This window comes from Streptomyces sp. NPDC058291, from assembly GCF_042880855.1.
Lineage (GTDB): Bacteria > Actinomycetota > Actinomycetes > Streptomycetales > Streptomycetaceae > Streptomyces.
The window spans coordinates 40,992-62,777 of the sequence record NZ_JBHVYK010000034.1 but is presented as its reverse complement, the minus strand read 5'-3'; the positions used below and the strand labels follow the sequence as shown (position 1 = coordinate 62,777).

At 75.5% G+C, this 21,786-nt stretch carries 12 protein-coding genes and 1 pseudogene; 6 read left to right on the top strand and 7 right to left on the bottom strand.

Features of this window, described 5'->3' with window-relative positions; all coding sequences use genetic code 11:
- Positions 1-13: 13 nt before the first annotated feature.
- From ACFVYK_RS19100 to ACFVYK_RS19090, 3 genes are all read left to right on the top strand, one after another.
- Positions 14-1,087 (top strand): LLM class flavin-dependent oxidoreductase, encoded by a 1,074-nt coding sequence (locus ACFVYK_RS19100; RefSeq protein WP_389775181.1) that lies wholly within the window; start codon positions 14-16, stop codon positions 1,085-1,087.
- Between the two features lie 1,048 nt (positions 1,088-2,135).
- The gene (locus ACFVYK_RS19095) at positions 2,136-3,014 is read left to right on the top strand and encodes a S1 family peptidase (RefSeq protein ID WP_389775218.1); all 879 of its coding nucleotides are present in this window, start codon (positions 2,136-2,138) and stop codon (positions 3,012-3,014) included.
- A gap of 186 nt (positions 3,015-3,200) precedes the next feature.
- Positions 3,201-4,931 carry a hypothetical protein gene (locus ACFVYK_RS19090; protein ID WP_389775178.1) on the top strand — a complete coding sequence of 577 codons (1,731 nt, stop codon included), beginning with the start codon at positions 3,201-3,203 and terminating at the stop codon, positions 4,929-4,931.
- Positions 4,932-5,056: 125 nt separating this feature from the next.
- Here the strand turns inward: ACFVYK_RS19090 and ACFVYK_RS19085 are convergent, their stop codons facing one another.
- From ACFVYK_RS19085 to ACFVYK_RS19060, 6 genes are all read right to left on the bottom strand, one after another.
- A complete protein-coding gene (locus ACFVYK_RS19085) occupies positions 5,057-5,698 on the bottom strand; it encodes a cutinase family protein (RefSeq protein ID WP_389775175.1) in 642 nt (213 codons plus the stop codon).
- Positions 5,699-5,844: 146 nt separating this feature from the next.
- On the bottom strand, positions 5,845-7,074 hold the full coding sequence (locus ACFVYK_RS19080) for a PucR family transcriptional regulator (RefSeq protein ID WP_389775172.1): 1,230 nt from the start codon (positions 7,072-7,074) through the stop codon (positions 5,845-5,847).
- 122 nt (positions 7,075-7,196) lie between these two features.
- Positions 7,197-8,138 (bottom strand): alpha/beta hydrolase, encoded by a 942-nt coding sequence (locus ACFVYK_RS19075; RefSeq protein WP_389775170.1) that lies wholly within the window; start codon positions 8,136-8,138, stop codon positions 7,197-7,199.
- Between the two features lie 21 nt (positions 8,139-8,159).
- Positions 8,160-12,161, bottom strand: coding sequence for an acyltransferase domain-containing protein (locus ACFVYK_RS19070; RefSeq protein WP_389775167.1), 4,002 nt, complete (start codon positions 12,159-12,161; stop codon positions 8,160-8,162).
- Positions 12,158-13,918, bottom strand: coding sequence for a fatty acyl-AMP ligase (locus tag ACFVYK_RS19065; RefSeq protein ID WP_389775165.1), 1,761 nt, complete (start codon positions 13,916-13,918; stop codon positions 12,158-12,160). Before ACFVYK_RS19065 ends, ACFVYK_RS19070 begins: the two co-directional genes overlap by 4 nt.
- An 18-nt stretch (positions 13,919-13,936) precedes the next feature.
- Positions 13,937-15,472 carry an acyl-CoA carboxylase subunit beta gene (locus tag ACFVYK_RS19060; RefSeq protein WP_389775162.1) on the bottom strand — a complete coding sequence of 512 codons (1,536 nt, stop codon included), beginning with the start codon at positions 15,470-15,472 and terminating at the stop codon, positions 13,937-13,939.
- 303 nt (positions 15,473-15,775) lie between these two features.
- Here ACFVYK_RS19060 and ACFVYK_RS19055 point away from each other — a divergent pair.
- Positions 15,776-16,000 (top strand): annotated as a pseudogene (locus ACFVYK_RS19055) (trypsin-like serine protease); the annotation flags it as partial.
- Positions 16,001-16,054: 54 nt separating this feature from the next.
- On the opposite strand, the gene ACFVYK_RS19050 reads toward ACFVYK_RS19055, so the two are convergent.
- Positions 16,055-17,122 carry a DUF3533 domain-containing protein gene (locus ACFVYK_RS19050; protein ID WP_389775161.1) on the bottom strand — a complete coding sequence of 356 codons (1,068 nt, stop codon included), beginning with the start codon at positions 17,120-17,122 and terminating at the stop codon, positions 16,055-16,057.
- 141 nt (positions 17,123-17,263) lie between these two features.
- On the opposite strand from ACFVYK_RS19050, the gene ACFVYK_RS19045 reads away from it, so the two are divergent.
- Together ACFVYK_RS19045 and ACFVYK_RS19040 are read left to right on the top strand one after the other, a co-directional pair.
- Positions 17,264-20,815 (top strand): DNA polymerase III subunit alpha, encoded by a 3,552-nt coding sequence (locus tag ACFVYK_RS19045; RefSeq protein ID WP_389775159.1) that lies wholly within the window; start codon positions 17,264-17,266, stop codon positions 20,813-20,815.
- Positions 20,812-21,780 carry a hypothetical protein gene (locus ACFVYK_RS19040; RefSeq protein ID WP_389775156.1) on the top strand — a complete coding sequence of 323 codons (969 nt, stop codon included), beginning with the start codon at positions 20,812-20,814 and terminating at the stop codon, positions 21,778-21,780. The genes ACFVYK_RS19045 and ACFVYK_RS19040 overlap by 4 nt, the downstream gene beginning before the upstream one ends.
- The last annotated feature ends 6 nt before the right edge of the window (positions 21,781-21,786 follow it).

Here is a 21,786-nt window from a genome sequence, read left to right as displayed (position 1 = left end):
AGGGTTCCTCCCCATGACCTCATCGCCCGGCCGGGGTCTGTTGCACCTGGCCGCCGCCGTCGACCGGCCCGACGAGCCCGGGGGGCACGACGCCGGCCCCTATGTCGAGCTGGCGCGACTCGCCGAGCGCGGCGGGCTCGACTTCGTCACGCTGGACGACGGCCTCGCCGGACCGGGCTTCGACGCGCCGGCCGTTCTGTCACGGGTGGCCCCGGCCACGCGGCGCGTCGGACTCGTGCCCACGCTCGCCGTCCCTGCCGAACCCTTCCAGGCCCGGGCGGCGATCGCCGCCCTGGACCGGGTCAGCCGGGGCCGGGCCGGCTGGCGGATCGACGTCTGCGCGCAGGAGGAGACCCGGCTCCCCGGCCGTCCGGTCGGGGAGCCGGACGAGCGGTGTCAGGAGTCCGGCGCGGTCGCGGAACCGGCGGCGAGGGCACGGGACGGCCGGGAGGACGGCGCCGGGACGCGGGAGGTGCGCGGCGGCCGCCGCGCCGACCGCGACACGCTGCACCACGTCGACTTCGGCGGCGCCGCCTTCACGGCGAAAGGGCCGTTCGAGGGTCCCGGATCTCCGCAGGGCGGCCCCGTGCGCGTCGCCGACGCCACCGAGGGGCACGGCCGGGCGCTCGCCGCGCGCCATGCCGACGTCGCCCTGGTCCGCGCGGCGAGCCCCGCGCTGGCCCGCGCCGCCCGGGACCGGCTGCGGTCCGAGGCGGCCGGGGCCGGACGCGACCCGTACTCGCTGCGGGTCATGGCGAGTCTGCTGATCGACCTCGGCGACGGCGAGCACGCCGCCGATCCCGGGCACGGCGGAGGCGGTCCCCGGCAGACCCCACAGGGACCGCTCTACCGGGGCGGCCCCGTCGACCTCGCCGACCTGATCGTGTCCTGGCGTCAGGAGGGCGCCGTCGACGGCTTCCACCTCATCCCCGTCGAACCGCGCCGGGATCTGGAGCGCCTGGTCAACGGCACGGTGGCGCTCCTCCAGCACCGCGGCCTGTTCCGCACCTTCTATCCGGGCAGCACGCTGCGCGAACACCTGGGGCTCGCCCGGCCCGCCAAGCGGATCGCGGGGGGAGCGGCCTGAGAGGCGCGCGAGAACAGCGCGCTCTCCTCCTCGGCACACCGCCCGGACCGCCGAACCCGTCCGACGGGCGCTCACTCTGACGGGGCGTGGGGCGACCGGCGCGAGAGCCGGCGCCCGGGCGTCGCGTCGAGCGGGACGCCGTCTCGCGGTGCGAGGGCAGGGGGTCATCCGGACGGGCGAATTCCGGACACCCCGGGGACGGAACGGCCGAAACCGCGACGCCGGCGCCCATCGCGGCCGAGTCCGCCGGGCCGGACGTGGACCCGGAGCAGCTCACCCCGCGAGTCACGTGCAGGTCAGGTGCGGTCAGGTGCGGTCGACGAGCGCGGCGACCGGGAGCGGGCCCCGGCGCGAGCGCGGGGCCGGTCCGCGACCGGCGGGCGGTGCCCGGGTCCCGGCCCTCAGCGGCGGCGTCCCCGCGCCGGTCCGCGACAACGCCCCGGGGACGCGTGCCGCCGACCGGTGCTCGGAGGCGGCCCGGCACGGATCCGGGGGCGGCCGGCCGGGCGCACCGGGCGACGCCGGGACGGTCCGCCGCGTCCGCGGCCGGCCGTGCGGCGGGACGGCTCACCGGACGCGGCGTTCGCCGACGCCACCGGCGGGACGACCCGCGGGCGCGTCCGGTTCCCGCACTCCGGCGCACCGGACGCGGACGGCCGCACGCATCCTGTTCTCCGGACGGGCTTAGTGCCTCCGTGCGCCATTGCCGCCACTTCGGTCCGTCCGCTCCCTCCGCCGGGGAAGGCATGGGACGTGGCGGTCGAGGCAGGAGAACGCAACCCGGTCTGAGCTGGGGCAAGAGGGCTGCAAGAGGGACCGACTCACGCAGTTCGTTCCATGTCTGACGGCCGAAAGGCGCCCTTGCGCCTACCGGCCGTTCGGCCGAATACTCCCCCTCAGCGCTTGTCAGGGTCACGGCGTGTCCGCAATCCGGACGAACGTCGGCCCTGGCTGCGCCTCACGGGCTCCGACCCCACACGACGAGCCCCCGACTTCCCCTGGGAGGGAACGAAACGTGAGGAACAAGCGCACCACCCCCACCACCCCCATGAGCGGCATCTCGAGACGGACCCGGCTGACCGCCGTCGCCACCGGACTCGTGGCCGCGGCCGCCATCGCGATCCCCCACGCGAGCGCGGCGGACGACACGGCCTTCAGCGCGGCCGAACTCCAGAGCGCCGGAGCCTCGGTGCTCAAGGCGGACGTCCCGGGCACCGCCTGGGCGGTCGACGGCAAGACCAACCGACTGGTCGTCACCGTCGACAGCACGGTCTCCGACTCCGAGATCGCGAAGATCAGGCAGCAGGCGGGCGGCAACGCCGGCGCGCTCACGATCAAGCACACCCCCGGCAAGTTCACCAAGCTCATCGCCGGCGGCGACGCCATCTACGGCGGCGGCTACCGCTGCTCGCTCGGTTTCAACGTCCGCAGCGGCAGCACCTACTACTTCCTCACCGCCGGGCACTGCGGCGAGGTCGCCTCCACCTGGTACTCCAACTCCGGGCAGACGACGACCCTGGGCACCAACGTCAGCTACAGCTTCCCGACCAACGACTACGCGCTGGTCCGCTACACCAACACCTCCGTCACCAAGTCCGGCACCGCGGGCAACACGGACATCACCAGCGCGGGGACGCCCAGCGTCGGCGCCACCGTCTACCGTGACGGCTCGACCACCGGCATCCACAGCGGCCGCGTCACCGCCCTGAACGCCACCGTCAACTACGGCGGCGGCGACGTCGTCTACGGCATGATCCAGACCAATGTCTGCGCCGAGGGCGGTGACTCCGGCGGCGCGCTGTACTCGACCAGCGGCGTCGCCTACGGCCTCACCTCCGGCGGCAGCGGCAACTGCAGCTCCGGCGGCACCACCTTCTTCCAGCCGGTCGTGGAGGCCCTGAACGCCTACGGCGTCAGCGTCTTCTAGCCCGTCAGTCCGGCAGCCGTCCCCGGGCCCCCGCGCGGCGATTCGCGCGCGGGGGCCCCTCGTCGTCCGGAGCCGTCCGGAGCCGTCCGGAGCCCGTTCGTCCGGCTCTGACAAAAGCCCCGGCGGGTGCTGCGCACTTGTGAGCACCGCCCGGCCGCCCGGCCGGCGCGGCCCTACCGTCCGGCTATGAACACGAGTCGCAGCACAGGAAGAACCGCGAAAGCCCTGCACAGCGCCGCGCTAGCGGTGCTGCTGACCGCGGGCGCCCTCACCGCGGCCGCTCCGAACGCCCGGGCCGGGGCGGCGCGGACCGAGACGCCCGTGGCGTCGACGAGTCCAATCGCCGGGGTGACCGAGACGGCGGTACGGCTGAGGGCGCCGCTGCCGGCCTCCTTCGGCGCGCGCCCGGCGGCGTGCGACTGGCTGTCGTACCTGCGCTACCGCTCCGCCGACGGTCCGGCGGCGTCGGCCGACGCCGACCGCGTCCTCGTCGCCCAGCCGGGCATCCTGGAGGGCGCCGGAGCCTTCGACAGCGTCGCCCGCAACACCGTGGCGCGCGCCGCGGCGCAGGGCCTGCACATCGAGTTCTGGGCCCTGGACCGGCGCTCCAACTGCCTGGAGGACCACACCGGCGTCGACTCCGGCGACCAGCACGCGGCCGTCGACTACTACTACCGGGGCAGGCAGGTCGGCGGGCGCTCCTTCGCCGGCTTCGTCGGCAACGAGCGGCTGGGCTGGATGGCGAGGCTCGGCGTTGAGCAGACCGTCCGCGACCAGTACGACCTGCTCACCGCCGAACTGCCCGACCAGCGCGTTCGGGAGCGCAAGGTGCTGTGCGGCGGCCACTCGCTCGGCGGAGTCCTCACCGGGTACTTCGCGACGGCCGACTTCGACGGCGACCGCGCCACCACCGCCGACGCCGGCTACCGGCAGTGCGCCGGCTACTTCGCCCTCGACACCACCGTCTCCACCTCGCTCGGCGACCTCAGCGGCAGCATCCCGGACGACACGAACCTGCCCGACGTCGGCCTCGGCTACGGCGTCGTCCAGGCGGGGCTCGACGGCGGAGTGCTGCCGCGCTCGCTGTCGGCGCCGGTCCTGCTCAACCCCGAGACCATGACGCTGCTGGCCATCGCGGGTCTCGGCGCCGTGCGGGATCCGGGCGGCGAGGCCGATCTGCCGTCCTATCTGCCCTCCGGCCTCAACGTCGAGGCCACCAACCGCTTCCTGTTCTCCAAGGACGCCGCCGTCTTCCTCACCGGCTCGCCCGCGGTGAAGGACTTCCGGCTGACCAACGCGGCGGTGCTCGGGGCGCTGCTGGACGACAACTCCGTGCCGCTGGCGTTCCTGCAGAGCAGCGTCGGCTTCTTCGACGGCGGGCCCGTGGTCGACAAGAGCTTCCCCGTCGCCAACGGCGACGGCCGGCAGCCGGGACTGTTCGGCATCGCGTACAAGGCCATCCCGGAGCAGCCGCACGGTCCGCTCTACACCTGGCGCGACTACGACCGGGTCGGCGACGCCGACGATCCGGGGTACCGGTCCGCCGACGGGACGCCGTTCACCGGCGCCGACAAGGAGGTCACCGCTCTCGGGGAACTGGCCCGCAGCCTCGCCGAGCAGCCGCTGGACTTCACCGAGCAGTACTTCCCGACCAAGCTCGTCACCGATCTCGAACTGGCCGGATCCCCACAGGTGAAGCGGCTCGTCGCGCACCCGGAGGGGCTCACCGCCAAGCCGACGCTCACCGTGCTCGCGGGCGACGGACTGCTGGCCGGGCGCATCCCGGCCGACCTGCACCCGCTGGTCGCCGACGGCTACCAGCACCTCGACGTGCTGACCGCGGCCCCCGTGCAGAACAACGGCCGGCCCGAGCCCGTCTCTACCGGTCTCACCGCGTTCGCACGCGACCCCCGCTAACCCCCTCGCCGGCCGCAGCGGCGCCCGCACGCGCACGGGGGAAGGGCCCGGGAGGAAGATCCTCCCGGGCCCTTCCCCCGTGGGGGAGGAGGCGCACAGCCTCCGCGGGGCGCAGCCTCAGGCGCTCAGATCCTGCCCGCCGCGAAGACGGCCGCCGCGTCGGCGTTCGCCGTGTAGCCGAGGTGCGCCAGCACGTCGCCGCCGCCGTTCTGGCAGATGGGGTCGCCCTGGGCGCAGAAGTCGACGGTGCGGCTCTGGTAGGCGCCGGTGACGCTCTTGCCGAGGGCCCGGATCGGGTTGCCGAACAGCAGCACCGCCGCCACCCTCGGTTCGAGGGCGGCGGGGATCGTGGCGACGATGGGGCTGCCGACCACCGCGCCCGCGCTGCTGACGCCGACGGAGTTGTCGACGACGTTCGCGCCCTGCGAATAGCCGACGAGGACGAACCGCTGATTCGGGCAGGCCGCTGCCTGGCTTCTGACGTGGTTCACCAGATCCGTGTTGCCCTGCGCGGCCGAGGTGAGGGATAGGTCCGCCGGATAGTTCACCTTGTAGCTGGAAAGGCTTTTGCCCGTCAGTTTCCGCTGTAGAGCGGAATAGACCGGGTCGCCGACGATCAGGCCGAGCGTGCCCGGTTCGAAGGTGCCGCGGGCGGCCACGACGTCGACATCCGAGCAGGCGGCGGCCGATGCGGCGGGCGCGCTGAGGCCGGCCAGCGCGACCCCGCCGAGCAGGGAGAGCGCGGCGAGGCACGAGCGAATACGCATGGGGGAGATCCTTTGCGGGTGTGGCGCCGTGGAGCGCCTGGGGGAAAGGACATCCCGAAGGTATTCGCTTTTCCTGCAATGTTGTTATGAACGGGAATTCAGAAACTCCCGGTTTTTTGTTGCCGATATGAGCCCCGCGAAATCGCCTACGGGGCCTGGTCGCCCGCCCCCCGCAGTTCCTCGGCGCGCAGCGCCAGGATGAGGTCCAGCCGGGTGGCGGGCTCGTGCAGCGCGTCGCCGAACAGCTTCTCCAGCTGGCGCAGGCGGTAGCGGACCGTCTGCGGGTGGACGTGCAGCCGGGTGGCGACGTCGGGCACGTTGCTGCCGCCGAGGAGCCAGGCCAGCAGCGTCTCGGCGAGCCGGGGGCGCTGTCCCTCGGACACCGCGTCGAGCGGGGCGAGGACCCGCGACTCCAACTGGGCGAGCAGCGGCTCGTCGGCGTGCAGCAGCAGGGTCGACAGATGGTCGGCGCACCGCACCACGCCCTGCCGGGGCAGCACCCCACGGCCCATCAGCCCCAGGGCCCGGGTGGCCCAGTGCAGCGACTGGGCGGCCTCGGCGAGCGGGACCGTGGGGCCGATCGCCGCCGGCCGGCCGCGCAGCGCGAGGGCGAACGCCCGCCCGCCGAAGCGGCCGGAACCGTCCGGGTCGGGCACCAGCATCCGCGGCGGCCGGGACGCCATGTCCACCAGCGCCCCGGCGGCCGCCAGCGGCCGTTCCTCCTCGCGCTGCTCCGCGGTGGCCGCGAGCGCGACGACCGCGACCTGCCGCGGCACCGACCAGCGCGCGCCGTGCGCCAGGTCCTGCACGGCCTCCGGGGACACCGGACCGTCGCCGAGCAGCAGGTCGAGCAACCGCCTGCGGCGACGCTCCAGCTCGTCCGTGCTGCGCAGCCGGGCCTCCGCGTAACCGGCCGCGGCCGCCTCCGCCACCTCGTGGACGGTCCGGAACGCCAGCTCGCCCAGGGCCGCCACGACCGTGGAGTCCAGCCCGAGCTCCTCGGCGGTGCGGCCCATCAGCCGCCAGGCCCGCAGCCCTCCGACGCGCAGCGCGGACTGCAGCGCGTCCAGGCTGCGGCCCTCCAGGGCTTCGCCCCGGCCGAGTTCGTAGTAGGTCGCCGCGATCGCGTCGCCCTGGCCGCGCGGGTCGGCGATGTGGTCGACGAAGAGGGTGAGGGCCTGCACGACGCCGGCCCTGAGGTGCGCGCGGTACGCGCCGTCGGCCGGCCGCGCGTACTCCGGGACCTGACCGCGCACCTCCGCCTCCACCTCGTCGGCGACGGATTCGAGTCGGGCGCGCAGCAGTCTGGCCAGGTCGGCCGGCACCGGGGAGGCTCCGAAGTCCTCCGGCACGCCGTGCGGGGTGGGGGAAGCCACGGCGGACACTCCTTTCACCCGGAAGCGGCTCACCCGCGGGCCGTTGCCCGTGGGGCGAGGGGGCAGTCCCGTGTTGGACGGACGTCCCCTGCGCTCCGTTCCGTGCCCCGGCGCCGCCGGCGTCACTCCGGCACCCCCAGCGCACGGGCGAGCATCGGCCATGACGCGGTGAACTCCCGCTTCCAGTAGGTCCAGCTGTGTCCTCCTCCCGCGTAGTAGTGGGTGGTGACCGGGATGCCGAGCAGCGCGAGCGTGTCGGTGAAGCCGTGGGCGGAGGGCCACAGGGCGCTCTCCAGCGCCTCGGGCAGCCAGTCGCCGCTGCCGCCCGCCACCCCGCTGCCGCTGGAGACGTACAGGCTGGTGCCGCGCAGCCCCGCGGCCCGGGCGCGCGGGTTGAAGTCGCGCCAGGTGAGGAGGTTCAGCAGGGGGTTGCCCCACAGGGCGAGGGGCAGCAGGTTCTCGCGGGCGACGATGGCGTCCACGATCGGCGGGACGCCCGGCGCGGTGGTGTCGAGGATGCCGCTGTAGGAGGCCGCCGCGGCGAACCGGCCGGGGTGGCGCGCCGCGTGCGCCATCGCACCGTAGCCGCCGGTGGAGACCCCGGCGACGGCCCGCACGCCGGAGGCCCGGTAGTCCCGGGCGAGCAGCGCCGGCACCTCCTCGACCTGGAAGGTCTCGTAGTCGGGACCGCTGCGCCAGTCGGTGGGAATGCCGGTGGGGCCGGCGTCCGGGATCGCCACGATCAGCTCCCGTCCTCGGGTGAAGGACTCGATGTCCGTCTCGCGGGTCCAGGAGGTGTAGTCGTCGTGGGCGCCGTGCAGCAGATACAGGACGGGATAGGTGCGGTCGGGCCGGGCGTCGAAGTCGGACGGGAGGATCAGCCGCAGCGGCGCGCTGCGGCCGAGGGCCGGGGACGCCACGGACACGTCCAGGGTGCGCGGTCCGATCCGGGTCGCCGCCCGGGCCGTCACGCTCCCGGCGGCGCCGAACAGCGCGGTCAGGCCGACGGCCGTCGCGGCTCTGGTGACGGCTCGTCGGGACACTGCGGTGGGGGGCTGGGACATGGCGGCTCCTCGTCGTCCGGTTCAGCGGGTCTCGGCGAGCGCCCGCCGCAGATGGGCGGCGAGCTCGTCGACGTGCGGGGGGTCGAGCAGCGACAGATGGTGGCCCCCGACCGGTACGACCGTCAGCCGCGGGCACACCTCGTCCCAGCCCAGGGCCTCGTCGTCGCGCTCGTAGGCGGGGTCGCGCACGGTGTGCGGGGCGGGCTCGGCGGCCCGGTACAGCACCACCCGCCCCTCGTAGGGCCCCGGACGGTGGGCCTCGCCGGTTCTGAGGTCCAGGTAGGAGGAGCGCTGGTGCTCCAAGGCGGCGGCCGGCACGTCCGCGGCCTCGCGCAGGGCGCGCAGCACGGCGTCGATGCGCTCGCCGTCGTCGTCCGTGGCGACGAGCTCGTCGTAGGGCAGCTCCAGCCGGACCCCGTGGACGTCGGCGACGTGCCGGGCGAAGCCGGTCAGGTGGGCGCGGATCCGGTCGGCCCGGGTCACGCCGGGCAGGGGCAGAGGGCGTACCGAGTCCAGGAGCGCCACCAGCTCCACGTCCCGGCCGGCGGCGGTCAGCTGCCGTGCGGTCTCCTGGGCGAGGAAGCCGCCGAAGGACCAACCGGCCAGCAGACACGGTCCGTCGGGGTGGACCGCGGTGATCGTCTCGGCGTACCGGCGCGCCCTCTCCGGCACCGTGCGGGCCTGCTCGACGCGCTCCAGCCCGTACACCGGCCGGTCGTCCCCGAGCCGGTCGACGAGTGCCCGGTAGACGTCGGTCGTGCCGCCGGCGGCGTGCAGGAGGAAGAGCGGGGCCCGCGCGCCGCCGGCCCGCAGGGTGCGCAGCGGGGAGTCCCTCTCCTCGGCGGGCAGCGCCCGCCGGATGTGCTCGGCGGCCTGCTCGACCGTGCCGGCGCCGAGCAGGGCGCGCAGCGGCAGTTCGATCCCGAACTCGGCTTCGAGGGCGGTGCGGACGCGGACGGCCATGAGGGAGTCGAGCCCCAGGTCGGCCAGGGCGGCGGTGGGCGCTACGCGGGCCGCCGGGTGGCCGGTGACCGCGGCGATGTGATGGCGCAGGCGGCCGGTGGGGGAGGCGTCCTCGGGGGCGGTCGTCGCCACGGCCGGGACGGGCGTCGTCGCCGGGCGGCCGTCGGTCCACCAGTGCCGTCGGCGCCGCCAGCGCGGCGCGGGCAGGTCGATGACGCGGCCCCGCGGCAGCGGCAGCCGTCCGCCGGCCGCGTACAGCGCCCCCACCCGGGTCAGGAACGCGGCGAAGTCGTCGGCGTCGCGGCGCAGTGTGCCCAGGACGAGCGCGCCGGGCGCCGCGCCGGCGATCGCCCCGGTCAGCACCGGGTGGGGCGAGATCTCGACGAAGGCGGTGTGGCCGTCGGCCGCGGCGGCCGCCACGGCCCGGTCCAGGCGCACGGGCCGCCGCAGGTTCGCCGCCCAGTGCGCGGCGTCGAACCGCCCCTCGCCGCGCGGGTCGTCCAGGACGGTGGAGTACACCGGGACGCGCGCCCGCCCGCCCCGGACGTCGGCCAGCGCCGCGGTCAGCTCCGGGAGCAGCGGATCGACCTGGGGGGAGTGCCCGGCGCCGGCGACCCGCAGGGCGCGAGCGGCCCGCCCCCGCTCCCGCAGCGTCCGCACCAGCCGGGCGACCGCCTCCTCCTCGCCGGTGACGACCTGCTGGCCGGGCGCGGAGTGCACGGCGACCTGCACGCCGGGGAACTGCGCCGCCAGGGCGCCGAGTTCGTCGTCGTCGAGGTCGACGACGGCCATGGCCCCGCCGCGCAGCCCGCCGAGCAGCCGGGAACGCACGGCGACCACCCGGGCCGCGTCCGACGCCTCCAGCGCGCCCGCGCACACCGCGGCGGCGACTTCGCCCACCGAGTGCCCGATCACGGCGGCGGGCTCCACGCCCTGGGCGCGCCACAGCTCCGTGAGCGCCAACTGCGTCCCGAACAGCACGGGTTGGGCGACCTCCACGCGGTCCAGATCGGCGCCCGAGGCGAGCAGGTCGTACAGGGACAGACCGCAGTGCGGGGCCAGCGCGACGTCGAGCTTCTCCACGGCCGCGGCGAAGACGGGTTCCTCGGCCAGCAGCCGGCGCCCCATCCCGGCCCACTGGCTGCCGTGCCCGGAGAACACCCACACGGGCCCGCGCCCGACCAGCCGGCGCTCGTCGGCGACGACCCGGGGGTCGGGCCGGTCCTGAGCCAACGCGTCGAGCGCGTCGACGAGTTCCTCCCGGTCGCGGGCGGTGACGGCGACCCGCACCGGGCCGCGGCCGGTCCGCCCGGCGAGGGTGCGCGCCACGTCGGCCGGGTGCGCCGCGCTCCCCTCGGGCGTGCGCAGCCACTCGGCCAGCCGGGCCGCGGTGTCCCGGACGCGGGCGGCGTCGAGGTCGGAGAGGAGATGGAGGCGGGCGGCCGGTTCCTCGGCGGGCGGCGGCGGCAGAACGGCCGGTCGCCGTTCCTCCAGCACCGCGTGGGCGTTGGTGCCGCCGAACCCGAACCCGGACACCCCGGCGGTGGCCGTCCCCCCGTAGCGGGGCCACGGCTCCGGCTCGGTCACCACCCGCAGCCGCCCGTCGTCCAGGGCGCTGCCCCGCGCGCAGTGCAGGGACGGCGGGACGAGGTCGTGGTGCAGCGCGAGCACCGTCTTCACCAGCCCGGCGATGCCCGCGGCGGACTCCAGATGACCGAGGTTGCCCTTGACGGAGCCGAGCAGCAGCGGCTGGTCGGCGTCCCGGCCCGCGCCGAGCACCGCGCCGAGCGCGCCCGCCTCGATCGGGTCGCCCAGCGGGGTGCCGGTGCCGTGCGCCTCGACGTGGTCGATGTGCGCCGGATCCAGCCCGGCACGCGCGTACGCGGTGGCCAGCAGGGCCCGCTGGGCGGCCGGGTTGGGCGCGAGGAGACCGCCCGAGCGGCCGTCGGAGTTGACGGCGGTGGCGCGGATGACGGCGAGGACCCGGTCGCCGTCGCGTTCGGCGTCGGACAGCCGCTTCAGCAGCACGGCCGCACAGCCCTCGCCGCGGCCGATGCCGTCGGCCGCCGCGGAGAACGGCTTGCACCGTCCGTCCGGCGCGAGGGCGCCGGCCCGCCGGAAGGCGACGGTGACGGCGGGGGAGAGCAGCACGTTGACCCCGGCGGCGATCGCCGCGTCGACCTCGCCGGTGCGCAGACTGACGCAGGCCTGGTGCACGGCGACCAGCGACGACGAGCAGGCGGTGTCGACGGCCGTGCTCGGCCCCCGCAGGTCCAGCACGTACGCCACCCGTCCCGCCGTCACGCTCAGCGCCCCGCCGGCTGGCGCCCAGGGGTCCACCGCGGCCGGGTCGGCGCCGGTCAGCGAGCCGTACTCCGGGGCCGAGACGCCCACGAACACGCCGGTCGCCGTGCCGGCGAGGGACGCGGCCGGGACGGACGCGTGGTCGAGGGTCTCGTGGACGACCTCCAGCAGGATCCGCTGCTGCGGGTCCATCACCGCGGCCTCGCGCGGGGTGACGTGGAAGAAGTCCGCGTCGAACCCGGCGATGTCGTCGAGATAACCGCCGTACCGCGGCGCCTCGGCGGGCGGGAACGCGGTGAAGTCGCGCCACCGGTCCTCCGGCACCCGCCGGATCGCGTCCACGCCCCCGTTCAGCAGCCGCCAGTAGTCCGCCGGCCCGTGCACGCCCCCCGGCAGCCGGCAGCCGACCCCGATGACCGCGACGGGCTCGCCGGACGGCCCTCGCTCCGGCGCGGCCGACGCCGCGGCCGGGAGGGCGGCCGGGAGGGCGGCCGGGGAAGCGCTCCCCCCGGCCGCCGCCCCGCACAGGTGCGCCACCAGGGCGTCGCAGGTGGGGGCCTCCCACAGCAGCGTCGCCGGCAGCTCGCGCCCCGTGGCCCGGGAGAGCTCCCCGGCCAGCACCACCGCGTCCCGGGAGGACATGCCGAGGTCCGCCAGCGGCCGGTCCATCGCGACGTCAGCGGCGGGCGTGCCCTGCCAGGAGGCCGCCCGGCCGGCGATCAGCCGGCGCAGCGTCCCCGCGTCGACGGCCGTCATCCGGCCGTCCCCGTCGGATAGGCGCCCGCCAGGTACCGCTCCCGGGCCAGCGTCCGCGACACCTTTCCGCTGGACGTGCGGGGCACGGCGCCCGGCGGCACGAGGACGACGTCGGCGAGCCGCAGCCCGTGCCGGGCGGACACGGCCGCCCGCACCGCGCGCACCAGGGCCGGCACGTCGATCTCGGCGAGGCCCGTGGTGCGCGCGTGCTCCGCCACGACGGCCGCCCGCTCGCCCTCGGGGCCGGGCACGGCGAACGCGGCGAGCCGATCGCGCCGCACGGCGGGATGCGCCTCCTGGACCGTGGCCTCCACGTCCTGCGGATAGTGATTGCGGCCGTCGACGACGATGAGGTCCTTCAGCCGCCCGGTGACGACCAACTGCCCGTCCACCACCGTCCCCAGGTCCCCGGTGCGCAGCCAGCCGCCCGATCCCCGCGCGCCGCCCGCCGGGCCGGTGAGCGTCGCGTCGAAGACGCGGCGGGTCGGACGGCTCTGCTGGTGGTAGCCGCGTCCGACGTTGGGGCCGCGCACCCAGATCTCGCCCACCTCCCCTCCGGGCAGGGCCGTGCGGGACGCCGGGTCGGCGATGCGGACCTGCTGCCCGACCGGGGAGCCGCAGCCGGCCAGCAGCACGGCGTCGGGATCGTCGGGCCGCGCGGGCAGGGCCTTCCCGGCGGCCAGGGCGTCGCGGTCGAACGCGAACCGGCGCAGCGGCTCCCGGGGCCGGGCGGCGCTGACGAAGACGGTGGCCTCGGCGAGCCCGTACGACGGGCAGTGCGTGCGGGGAGCGAGCCCCTGGGCGGCGAAGGCGGCGTGGAAGGCGTCGGCCGTGCCGGGGCGGACCGGCTCACTGCCGTTGATCAGGGCGGCGACCGCGTCCAGCCGCAGCTCCGCCTTCTGGGCGTCGGTGACGGCCGAGGCGCAGTAGTCGTAGGCGAAGTTGGGCGCGGCGCTCACCGCGCCAGGATGGGCGGCGAGCAGCCGCAGCCAGCGTGCGGGCTCGTGCAGGAACGCGGCCGGGTCCATGAGCACCGACAGCAGTCCCCGCACGACCGGGGCGGCGACGCTCAGCACGAGTCCCATGTCGTGGTACAGCGGCAGCCAGCCCACGCAGGTCGCCGGGCCCTCGTCGGGGACGTAGACGGTCAGCGCCTGGTGGGCGTTGGCGACGACGTTGGCGTGGGTGATCTCCACGCCCGCCGGGGTCCGGGTCGAGCCCGAGGTGTACTGCAGGTAGGCGACGGCGGCTGCGTCCGGCGTGACCGGTCGCCGGTCGTCGGCGGCCTCGTCGGGCACCAGGTCGGCGGCGACGACCGTCACCGCGTCGTCCGCGCACAGCCGCCGCACCTCGTCGAGGGCGTCGCTCGTCGTGACGACGACCGCCGGCCGGGCGTCGGCGAGCACGGCCGAGAGCCGGTCGTCGTGCCCGGGCAGACCCGGCGGATACAGCGGCACGGCGACCGTGCCGGCGGCGAGCGCGGCGAGGAACGCGGTGACGTACTGCGTGCCCTGCGGGCACAGCAGCGCGACGCGCGCCCCGGGTCCGGCCTCCTCGGCGAGCCGGGCCGCCAGGGCCCGCACCCGAAGGTCCAGGCGGCGCCAGGTCAGGGTGCGGTGGACGCCCCGCGGGTGCGCGGCGGGGTGGTCGACGAAGGTGAACGCCCGGCGCTCGGGGACGGTCTCGGCCCAGTGCCGCACGTACTCCGGCAGGCTCCGGCAGACGGGCGTGAGCGGGGGGCGGGGGGTGTCCGTCACGGACGGCTCCTCACACGGTCAGAGCGGGATGTTGCCGTGCCGGCGCTCCGGCATCGGGGCGCGCTTGCCGCGCAGCGCGCGCAGGGCGCGACAGACGTGGGCGCGGGTGTCGCGGGGGGCGATGACGGCGTCGACGTATCCGCGCTCGGCGGCGAGATACGGGGTGCCGTGGGTGCTCTCGTACGCGGCGATCAGGCGGGCGCGCAGCGCGTCGGGGTCGTCGGCGGCGGCGAGTTCGCGCCGGTGCAGGACGCCGACGGCGCCCTCGGCGCCCATGACCGCGATCCGGGCCGTGGGCCAGGCGAGGTTGACGTCGGCGCCCAGGTGCTTGGAGCCCATCACCGCGTACCCGCCGCCGTACGCCTTGCGCACCACCACGGTGACCTTGGGGACGGTCGCCTCGGCGTAGGCGTACAGCAGTTTGGCGCCGCGCCGGATGATCCCGCCCTGCTCCTGGCGGACGCCGGAGAGGTAGCCGGGAACGTCGGCGAAGGTCAGCAGCGGGATGCCGAACGCGTCGCAGAACCGCACGAAGCGCGCGGCCTTCTCGGAGGCGTCGATGTCGAGGACCCCGGCCGCGTGCAGCGGCTGGTTGGCGACGACGCCGACCGGAGCGCCCTCGACGAGGGCCAGCGCGCAGACGATGTTGGGCGCGAACAGCTCCTGGATCTCCAAAAGTTCGCCGTCGTCGACGACCGCCCGCAGGACGTCGCGCATGTCGTAGGCCTGCGCGAGCCGGTCCGGCACGATCTCGTCCAGCCGCGCGCCGGGGTCCGCGGCGCCCGCGGCGGCCGGCGCGTACCGCGGGGGCGGCTCCAGGTTGTTGGCGGGCAGGTACGACAGCAGGTCGCGGACGGTGTCGAGGGCGTCCATCTCGTCGGCGGCGAGGAAGTGGGCGTTGCCGTTCACGGTGTTGCTGGCGCGGGCGCCGCCCAGCTCCTCGGCGCTGGTGCGTTCGCCGGTCACCGTCTCGATGACGTCGGGTCCGGTGACGAACATGTGCGAGGCGCCGTCCACCATCACGGTGAAGTCGGTGATGGCCGGCGAGTACGCGGCCCCGCCGGCGCACGGCCCCAGCACGACCGAGATCTGTGGGATCACCCCGGACGCCTGGACGTTGCGGCGCACCAGCTCGGCGTAGAGGGCGAGCGAGGCGACGCCCTCCTGGATGCGGGCGCCTCCGCCGTCGTTGAGCCCGACGACCGGGCAGCCGGTCTTGAGGGCGAGGTCCATCAGGGCGATCGTCTTCTCTCCGAACGCCTCGCCCATGCTGCCGCCGAACACCGTGGAGTCCTGGGCGAACACGCAGACCGGACGTCCGTCGACCGTGCCGTAGCCGGTGACCACGCCGTCGCCGTACGGCCCGCGGGCGCCGTCCCCGGCGGGCCGGCCCCGGACGAACAGGCCGGTCTCGGTGAACGAGCCCACGTCCAGCAGCAGGTTGATCCGCTCGCGTGCGCCGTGCTCGCCGCGTCTGCGCGGTCCGCCCGGAGCCACCGCCCGGGTCCGTCGGCTCTCCAGGCCGGCGAGACGTTCGGCGGTGCCGTCGGGCACGCGCGTCGCGGTCTCCCGCCCCCGGGATGTCGTCGCCTCTGGCGTCACAGCCACCTCCGAAAGTGGCTTCGAATATGGCAGCGGCCGGCGGGAGGGCCGAGAGGATCGCCGCTTCGTGTGCGCGAGATGAGTCTCCCGGGAACCGGGTTCGTCCCTGGGTGACAAGAGCCGTCGACGTCCCGGGAAGGGGGGCGGGCGACGGGGCGGGTGAGGGAGCGGACGAGGTGGTGGGCGAAGGGCGCGCGGTGCCCACCTTGTGCGCTTGCCGAGGTCGGCGTGTGCGCTCTGCGCGCGGTCGGCGAGGTGAACTACGGCGACGGCGACGTCGTCGACGGCCTCATCCGGACCGACGTCTGCGCCGAGCCCGGCGACAGCGGCGGCTCCCTCTTCTCGGGCGGCAGCGCCGTCGGCCTGGACTCGGGCGGCAGCGGTGCCGGCACCTCGGGCGAGGAGACCTTCTTCCAACCGGTGACGGAGACGCTGCCGGCGACGGAGACGCTGCCGGCGACGGGGACGCGGATCGGCTGACAGGCCGGCCGGACACGCCCGGGGCGGGCCCTCACACGGGCCTGCCGCCGCGTGTCACGGCGTGCTCCGCGCGCGGCGCGTCCGCAGGGCGGACATCAGCAGGGTGACGACGACGCCCGCGACCGCCCACGCGGACAGCACCAGCAGGGACGCGGTCATGGCGTTTCCCTCGAAATAGGCGATCGAGCGCGCCGCCCAGGTCCCCGCGCCGGGCGGCAGCGCCGGGCCGATCGCCCTCCAGAACGGCGGGAGCAGCGGGGGCGGCAGGGCGCCGCCCGCGCTCGGGTTGCCCAGGATCACCACGAGCAGGATGACCAGTCCGACGCCGGCGAGCCCGAAGACCCCCTGGAAGGCCAGCGTGGCCGCGCCGACCGCGAAGACGATCAGCGCGCCGAGCCCCCAGTAGGCGGCGAAACCGCCCGGCAGGGCGTCCAGGACCGGTCCGACGATCAGGGCGCCGCCGAGCCCGCCGACGATCCCGACGACGGCCATGGCGAGCAGCCGGATCACCGCGCGCCGCGGGGTCGAGCGGCCGGCGCCCGAGCTGATCACCATGATCGAGGCGCAGAGGTAGCCGCCCACGCACCAGCCGACGGTCAGATAGAAGGACGACAGCCCGTTGGCGTCCTCCTTGTCGGCCGGGATCACGTCCACGGTCCGCAGGGTGCGCCCCTGGGACTTCTCCAGGGTGGTGGTGAGCGTCACCAGGGTGGCGGCCAGCACCTTCCCGCCGCCGGTGGCCACCAGGAGGGTGTCGGCGCCTCGGGCCGGGCCGATGACCAGGGCGCCGTCGATCTTCCGGTCGAGGAGCTGTTTCCGGGCCGTCGCCGCGTCGGCCACCGCGCGCGCGTCCAGGGGGTCGCCGGGCAGCTTCTCCAGCCGGGCCACCGTCTGCCGGGCGGCGGCTCCGGGGGCGACGACCCCGAAGGGCACGTCGCGGGGCCTGGGGTCGTGCAGCGCTCCGACGTAGGAGGCGATGAAGAGCAGATGCAGAGCGACCACGCCGACGACCAGCAGCGTGGCCCGCGGGGTCACGGCGTCCTTCACCTCGTCGAGGAAGGAGCCGCGGGAAGGGCCGCCGGAGGGGCCGCCCGGGGCGTCGGCGCCGGTGCTCTGTGTCATGCCCCCACGGTCCGGGGCGCGGGATGTTTCCGCAGGTGGGGGGCGTCCGAACGGCTGTCGTACACACGTTCGGGATTTGGTCTATGGTGGGGGTGGGAGAGTAGTGAACTGATGTTCGATTCATCGATTCGGGAGGTGCGGATGCCGGGGTTCACGCATCTGCACACCGTCTCCGGGTTCTCACTGCGGTACGGGGCCTCGCACCCGGAGCGGCTGGCCGAGCGCGCCGCGGAGCGGGGCATGGACGCCCTCGCCCTCACCGACCGCGACACCTTGGCGGGCACGGTCCGCTTCGCCAAGGCGTGCGCGAAGGCGGGCGTGCGCCCCCTGTTCGGGGTGGACCTGGCGGTGCAGGCGCCCGAGCGCCCGCAGGGCGACGCGTCCGTGCGGCGGGACCGCCGCCGCACCCCCGTGCGCGGCGGCGCCTTCGTCGACGAGTCCACGCCCCGCGTCACCTTCCTCGCCCGTGACGGCGCCCGGGGCTGGGCCGACCTGTGCCGGCTGGTCACGGCGGCGCACGCGCACCCGGGCCGGGACGGCACGGGTCTGCCGTCGCTGCCCTGGGCCGACAACCACGGCGACGGCCTGACCGTTCTGCTCGGCCCCGCCTCCGACGTCGGCCGGGCGCTCGCCGCGGGCCGTCCGGACCGGGCCGCGCGGCTCCTCGCCCCCTGGCGCGAGGCGTACGGCGACGCCCTGCGCCTGGAGGCCGTCTGGCACGGACGCACCGGCACCGGACCCGGCTCCCTGCGGCTGGCCGCCCGTACCCTCGGCTTCGCCGCCGAACAGCGGATCCGGCCCGTGCTCAGCAACGCCGTCCGGTACGCCGACCCCGGCCAGGGCCCGGTCGCGGACGTCCTGGACGCGGCCCGCCGACTGGTCCCCGTCGACCCCGCCAAGGAGCTGGACTCGGGCGAGGCCTGGCTCAAGGACGCGGGGGCCATGCTCGGGTCGGCGCAGCGGATCGTGGAGGCGGCGGGCTTCCGGCGGGACGTCGCCCACCGGCTGCTGGAGCAGACCCGCGCCGCGGCCGCCGAGTGCCTGGTGGACCCCGAGGACGACCTGGGCATGGGCGCCGTCCACTTCCCCGAGCCGCATCTCGTCGGCGCGGACCGCCGCACCGCCCAGCGGACGCTGGCCTCGCGGGCGGCGGCGGGGATGGTGCTGCGCGGTTACGACCGGTCCGCCGAGGCCCGCTCGTACTGGGAGCGGATGCACGACGAGCTCGACATCATCGCCCACCACGGGTTCGCCTCCTACTTCCTGACGGTCGCTCAGGTCGTGGACGACGTGCGGACGATGGGCATCCGGGTGGCCGCGCGCGGCTCGGGAGCGGGCTCCCTCGTCAACCACCTCCTCGGCATCGCCCACGCCGACCCCCTGGAGCACGGGCTGCTGATGGAGCGCTTCCTGTCGAGGGAGCGGGTCGTGCTGCCCGACATCGACGTCGACGTGGAGTCCGCGCGTCGACTGGAGGTCTACCGCGCGATCATCGGCCGCTTCGGGGCCGAGCGGGTGGCGACGGTCGCGATGCCGGAGACGTACCGCGTCCGTCACGCGATCCGGGACGTCGGCGCGGCCCTGTCCATGGACCCGGCCGAGATCGACCGCGTCGCCAAGTCCTTCCCGCACATCCGGGCCCGGGACGCCCGCGCGGCCCTGGAGGAGCTGCCCGAACTGCGGGCGCTGGCGGGGGAGAAGGAGAGGTACGGGCGGCTGTGGGAGCTGGTGGAGGCCCTCGACGCCCTTCCGCGCGGAGTCGCCATGCACCCGTGCGGGGTGCTCCTGTCCGACGCCTCCCTGCTCTCCCGCACGCCGGTCATGCCGACCAGCGGCGAGGGGTTCCCGATGGCCCAGTTCGACAAGGACGACGTCGAGGACCTCGGGCTGCTCAAGCTGGACGTGCTGGGCGTGCGGATGCAGTCGGCGATGGCGCACGCGGTGGCGGAGGTGGAGCGGGCGACGGGGGAGCGGATCGACCTGGACGCGGTCGAGGAGGGCGACCCGGCGACGTACCGGCTCATCCGGTCCACCGAGACGCTGGGGTGCTTCCAGATCGAGTCGCCGGGCCAGCGGGACCTGGTGGGACGGTTGCAGCCGGCCACCTTCCACGACCTGGTCGTCGACATCTCCCTCTTCCGGCCCGGGCCGGTCGCCGCCGACATGGTGCGGCCGTTCATCGAGGCCCGGCACGGGCGGGCGCCGGTCCGGTTTCCGCACCCGGATCTGGAGGAGCCGCTGCGGGACACCTACGGAGTCGTCGTCTTCCACGAGCAGATCATCGACATCGTCGCGATCATGACCGGCTGCGGGCGGGGCGAGGCGGACCGGGTGCGGCGAGGGCTGTCCGATCCGGAGTCGCAGGGGCGGATCAAGGTGTGGTTCGCGCAGCACGCGGCGGCGCGGGGGTACGACGCAGAAACGATTCAGCGGACCTGGGAGACCGTCGAGGCCTTCGGCTCCTACGGCTTCTGCAAGGCGCACGCGGTCGCCTTCGCCGTCCCGACGTACCAGTCGGCGTGGCTGAAGGCGCACCATCCGGCCGCCTTCTACGCCGGGCTGCTCACCCATGACCCCGGGATGTACCCCAAGCGGCTGCTGCTGGCGGACGCGCGACGGCGCGGGGTGCCGATCCTGCCGCTGGACGTGAACCGGTCGGGCGTCGCCCATCGTATCGAACTGGTGTCTGAATCGACGGATTCCCCGGGGTCTTGGGGACTGCGGCTCGCCCTCTCCGACGTGCACGGCATCAGCGAGGCCGAGGCCGCACGGATCGAGGACGGACAGCCGTACGCCTCGCTGCTGGACTTCTGGGAGCGGGCGCGCCCGAGCCGGCCGCTGGCCGGGCGGCTCGCCCAGGTCGGCGCGCTGGACGCCTTCGGCGCCAACCGCCGTGACCTGCAACTGCACCTGACCGAGCTGCACCGGGGCGCGCGCGGGGCCGGCGGCGGGCAACTCCCCCTGGCGGGCGGGCGGAAGACCGCCCCGGCCGGACTGCCCGACCTGACCTCCGCCGAGCGGCTCAGCGCCGAGCTGGGCGTGCTGTCCATGGACGCCTCACGCCATCTGATGGACGACCACGGCGACTTCCTCGCCGAGCTGGGCGTGGTCTCGGCCCGGCGGCTGCGGGAGGCGCGGCACGGGGAGACCGTGCTGGTCGCGGGTGCCAAGGCGGCCACCCAGACGCCGCCGATCCGGTCCGGCAAACGGGTCGTCTTCAGCACGCTGGACGACGGCACCGGCCTGGTCGACCTGGCCTTCTTCGAGGACTCCCACGACGCCTGCGCCCACACCGTCTTCCACTCCTGGCTGCTGCTGGTGCGCGGGGTGGTGCAGCGGCGCGGCCCGCGCAGCCTCAGCGTGGTGGGATCGGCCGCCTGGAATCTCGCCGACCTGCTGGAGGTGCGCCGGGACGAGGGGCTGGAAGGGGTCGCGGCACGGCTGGCCGCTCCCGGCGGCGCCCCTGACGCGGGCCCCGCCGACGACGGCGACGGCCCGGCGCGCAGCCGGCTCGCCGGTTCCGACGGGCTGCCCGCGCCGGCGGGCTCGGCCGCCCAGGACGCGATGGAACGACGTCGCCTGCGCCTGCCCACGGGGTACGAGATGCACCCCTGGGCCGATCTGCGCCCCGCGGGCGAAGGGCCCGCGGTGGGAAGGAAGTTGTGGCACCAGAGTCCGGGGAGTGCGGGATGACCATCCTCTGCGTACGTTTCCAGCTCCCTCCGGCGCGCGAGGCCGCCCTGCCGGCGCTGCTCGGGTTGCTGGAGGAGTTCACACCGGTCGTCGAGGCGCTGCCGCCGGACGGGGCGCTGGCCGATCTGCGGGGCGCCGAACGGTACTTCGGGCGCAGCGCGGTGGAGCTGGCGTCGGTGATCCGGGTGCGGGCGCTCGCGCTGCACGGCGTCGACTGCGTGATCGGCGCCGGCCCGGGCCCGCTGACGGCGCGCATGGCGCTGCGGGCCGCCCGGCCCGGGGTGACCCGCGCGGTCCCCGAGGGCGAGGTGCACGAGTTCCTCGGCGGGCAGCCCGTCGCCGCGCTGCCCGGCGTCGGCGCGGCGACCGCCCGCACCCTGTGCGAGTACGGCCTCGACACCCTCGGGCGGGTCGCCGCCGCGCCGCTGTCCACGCTGCAGCGCCTGATCGGCGCGAAGGCGGGCCGGGAGCTGCACGAGAAGGCGAACGGCGTCGACCGCGGCCGGGTGGTGCCCAACGGCGTGTCACGGTCGCTGGCCGCCGAGCGCCCCTTCGAGATCGACGAGCTGGACTCCGACCGGCACCGCCGCGCCCTGCTCTCGGCCACCGAGGAGCTGGGCGTCCGGCTGCGCGCCGTGGGGAAGGTCTGCCGCACCCTGACCCTCACCGTGCGCTACGCCGACCGTTCCTCGACCACCCGCAGCCGCACCCTGAAGGAGCCGACCGCGCACTCGGCGGCCCTGACCAGGGCGGCGTACGGGCTGTACGAGGCGCTCGGTCTGCAGCGCGCCCGGGTCCGCGCGGTCGTCCTGCGCGCCGAGGCCCTCGGCCCCGCCGAACAGGCCTCCTACCAGCTCACCTTCGATCCCGTCGACGAGAAGGTCCGCCGTGTCGAGGAGGTCGCCGACCGAGTGCGGGCGAAGTTCGGCCCGGGAGCGGTGAAGCCGGGAACGCTGGCGGCGTGAGGGGCG

Coding starts and splice junctions, on each gene's coding strand:
- ACFVYK_RS19100 (WP_389775181.1), top strand. CDS start 14: ATGACCTCATCGCCCGGCCGGGGTCTGTTGCACCTGGCCGCCGCCGTC.
- ACFVYK_RS19095 (WP_389775218.1), top strand. CDS start 2,136: ATGAGCGGCATCTCGAGACGGACCCGGCTGACCGCCGTCGCCACCGGA.
- ACFVYK_RS19090 (WP_389775178.1), top strand. CDS start 3,201: ATGAACACGAGTCGCAGCACAGGAAGAACCGCGAAAGCCCTGCACAGC.
- ACFVYK_RS19085 (WP_389775175.1), bottom strand. CDS start 5,698: ATGCGTATTCGCTCGTGCCTCGCCGCGCTCTCCCTGCTCGGCGGGGTC.
- ACFVYK_RS19075 (WP_389775170.1), bottom strand. CDS start 8,138: ATGTCCCAGCCCCCCACCGCAGTGTCCCGACGAGCCGTCACCAGAGCC.
- ACFVYK_RS19070 (WP_389775167.1), bottom strand. CDS start 12,161: ATGACGGCCGTCGACGCGGGGACGCTGCGCCGGCTGATCGCCGGCCGG.
- ACFVYK_RS19050 (WP_389775161.1), bottom strand. CDS start 17,122: ATGACACAGAGCACCGGCGCCGACGCCCCGGGCGGCCCCTCCGGCGGC.
- ACFVYK_RS19045 (WP_389775159.1), top strand. CDS start 17,264: ATGCCGGGGTTCACGCATCTGCACACCGTCTCCGGGTTCTCACTGCGG.
- ACFVYK_RS19040 (WP_389775156.1), top strand. CDS start 20,812: ATGACCATCCTCTGCGTACGTTTCCAGCTCCCTCCGGCGCGCGAGGCC.